Consider the following 2,355-nt stretch of genomic DNA (forward strand, 5'->3'; position numbering starts at 1 on the left):
CAGGCTAACGACATCAACTACGGATGAACGCCAGCAAATCCGCATTGATCACATCGGCATGGGTAGTCGGCATGCCATGCGGGTAGCCCTTGTAAGTCTTCAGTGTGCCATTGGGCAGCAGCTTCGCCGACAACACCCCGGAATTCTCATACGGCACGATCTGGTCATCGTCCCCATGCATCACCAGCACCGGCTGCTGAATGCCCTTCAAATCCTCGGTGAAGTCCGTCTGGGAAAACGCCACGATGCCATCGTAATGGGCCTTGGCACTGCCGATCATGCCTTGGCGCCACCAGTTGCCGATGATGCCTTCGCTGGCTTCGACACCAGGGCGGTTGTAGCCATAGAACGGCCCGGCCGGCACATCCCGGTAGAACTGCGCCCGGTTACTGGCCACCTGGGCCTGAAACCCGTCAAACACCGACTTGGGCAGGCCGCCGGGGTTGGCGGGTGTTTGCACCATCAGTGGTGGTACAGCGGCGATCAGCACGGCCTTCGCCACCTTGTCTTCCGGGTGCCGCGCTATGTAGCGCACCACCTCGCCACCACCGGTCGAGTGGCCGACATGCACGGCGCCCTGGGTGCCCAGGTGAGTAACCACGGCAGCCGTATCATCGGCATAGTGGTCCATGTCATGGCCGTCCCATACCTGGCTGGAACGCCCATGGCCTCGGCGGTCGTGGGCGACCACGCGGAAACCCTGGGCCAGGAAGAACAGCATCTGCGCGTCCCAGTCATCGGCGCTGAGCGGCCAGCCGTGGTGGAAGTGGATGACCGGTGCGTCGCGTGGGCCCCAATCCTTATAGAAAATCTGCACCCCGTCCTTCGTGGTTACATAGCTCATGGTCGTGTCTCCTGTTTGCAGGAACCGAATGGAGCTGTTGAGAATAGGAGAGATTTCCGGGCAGCAAGCACCGGCCGTCTTCAGGCACGGTCGCGCATTCTGTACCAAGCCTTGGCGGCCGCCTCCAGCGGTGCTGCCAGCAGGTCGCCGCCGGGGAAGCGGCCGTTGTCGATGCCTTGGTACAGTGCCAGCAGGTCGTCGTCACCGAGAATTGCATCACTGACTGCCCGTGCCGCTGCCAGGGTTGGCAGCACGCCATGGCCGGAGAAACCTTGCAGCCAGTAGCGTTGGCCCTCGCGGCCGACGTCCGGGGTACGCTGGATACTGCAGTCGATATGGCCGCCCCAGGCATAGTCGATGGCCACCCCGGCCAGTTGCGGGAAGACGCGCTCCAGGTAGGGCCGGGTGGCGCTGGCGACGTCCTTGGGGATGCCGCCCAGGTAGGTACAGCCGCCACCGAACAGCAGGCGGTGGTCCGGCGTAAGGCGGAAGTAGTCGGGTACGAACTGGTTGTCGATCACGCAGCTGTTGCGCGGTAGCAGCGAACGGGCGAAGTCGGCGTCCAGTGGCGCGGTGGCCACCTGGTAGGAGCCGACGGGTAACAGGCGGCGCGACAGGCTGCGGTCGAGGCGGTCGATGTAGGCGTTGCAGGCCAGCACCAACACGTTGCAGCGCACTTCGCCTTTGTCGGTTCGGGCAACGTAGCCATCGCCTGCCTCCTGGTAGCGGAGTACCTGGCTTTGTTCGTAGATATGGCCGCCAGCGGCTTCAATGGTGCTGGCCAGGCCTTGTGCCAGCTTCAGCGGGTTGAGGTGGGCGCCTTTGGCGTCATACAGCGCGGCCTGATAGCGCGGGCTGTCGATCCATTGCGGCAGCTCTTCACGGCCGATCAGGCGCAGGGCGTCGTAGCCCCATTTGTGTTCAGCCTCGTGCTGGGCTTCCTCAAGCAGTTTCACCCGGCGCGGTAGCACGGCGGTCCATAGGCTGCCCAGCCGGTAATCGACATCGAAGCCGTGGCGCTGGGGGAGGTCGCGCATTTCGTCAGCGGCCCAGCACATGCTGGCCCACAGCCGTTGGGTGCGTTCGATGCCCAAGGCCTTTTCCAGCGGCGGCATATCGCACGACCAGCCCAATAGTGCCTGGCCGCCGTTGCGCCCGGAGGCGGCCCAGGCCACGCGGCTTGCTTCCAGCAGTGTGACGCGCTTGCCCGCCTGGGTAAGGCGCAGGGCGGTGTGCAGGCCGCTGAAACCGGCGCCGACGATAAGCACATCGGTGTCGTGGGGGCCTTGTAGCGTTGGGCGTAGGGGGATGTTGGCGGGGTAGGTCTGGGCGTAGTAGCTGGCGACGTGCTGGGCGGACTGCTTGAACATGCATAGACCTCATGAAAATTATTGTGATTATTTTCATGAAAACTTAGCAGGTAAATTTCATGCTGCCAATGTGTCGGGCTGGATTTGAGGTTTGCCTGTTAGTGATGTGCTGCCTGTACTGGCCTCTTCGCGGGTAAACCC

Annotated in this window: 2 protein-coding genes; both read right to left on the minus strand. The window is 63.1% G+C overall.

All coding sequences use genetic code 11. The features are described 5' to 3' along the window. Positions 1-13: 13 nt before the first annotated feature. The gene (locus ACF8MI_RS09140; protein ID WP_060497762.1) at positions 14-844 is read right to left on the minus strand and encodes an alpha/beta fold hydrolase; all 831 of its coding nucleotides are present in this window, start codon (positions 842-844) and stop codon (positions 14-16) included. An 80-nt stretch (positions 845-924) separates the two neighbouring features. Further along, a complete protein-coding gene (locus ACF8MI_RS09145; RefSeq protein WP_060497761.1) occupies positions 925-2,214 on the minus strand; it encodes an FAD-binding oxidoreductase in 1,290 nt (429 codons plus the stop codon). Between the last annotated feature and the right edge of the window lie 141 nt (positions 2,215-2,355).

The sequence above is a fragment of the Pseudomonas sp. yb_9 genome (assembly GCF_043103635.1).
Taxonomy (GTDB): Bacteria; Pseudomonadota; Gammaproteobacteria; order Pseudomonadales; family Pseudomonadaceae; genus Aquipseudomonas; species Aquipseudomonas monteilii.

What these genes read in the sequence shown, in the direction of transcription:
- ACF8MI_RS09140 (WP_060497762.1), bottom strand. Translation starts at nt 844, where the DNA reads ATGAGCTATGTAACCACGAAGGACGGGGTGCAGATTTTCTATAAGGAT.
- ACF8MI_RS09145 (WP_060497761.1), bottom strand. Translation starts at nt 2,214, where the DNA reads ATGTTCAAGCAGTCCGCCCAGCACGTCGCCAGCTACTACGCCCAGACC.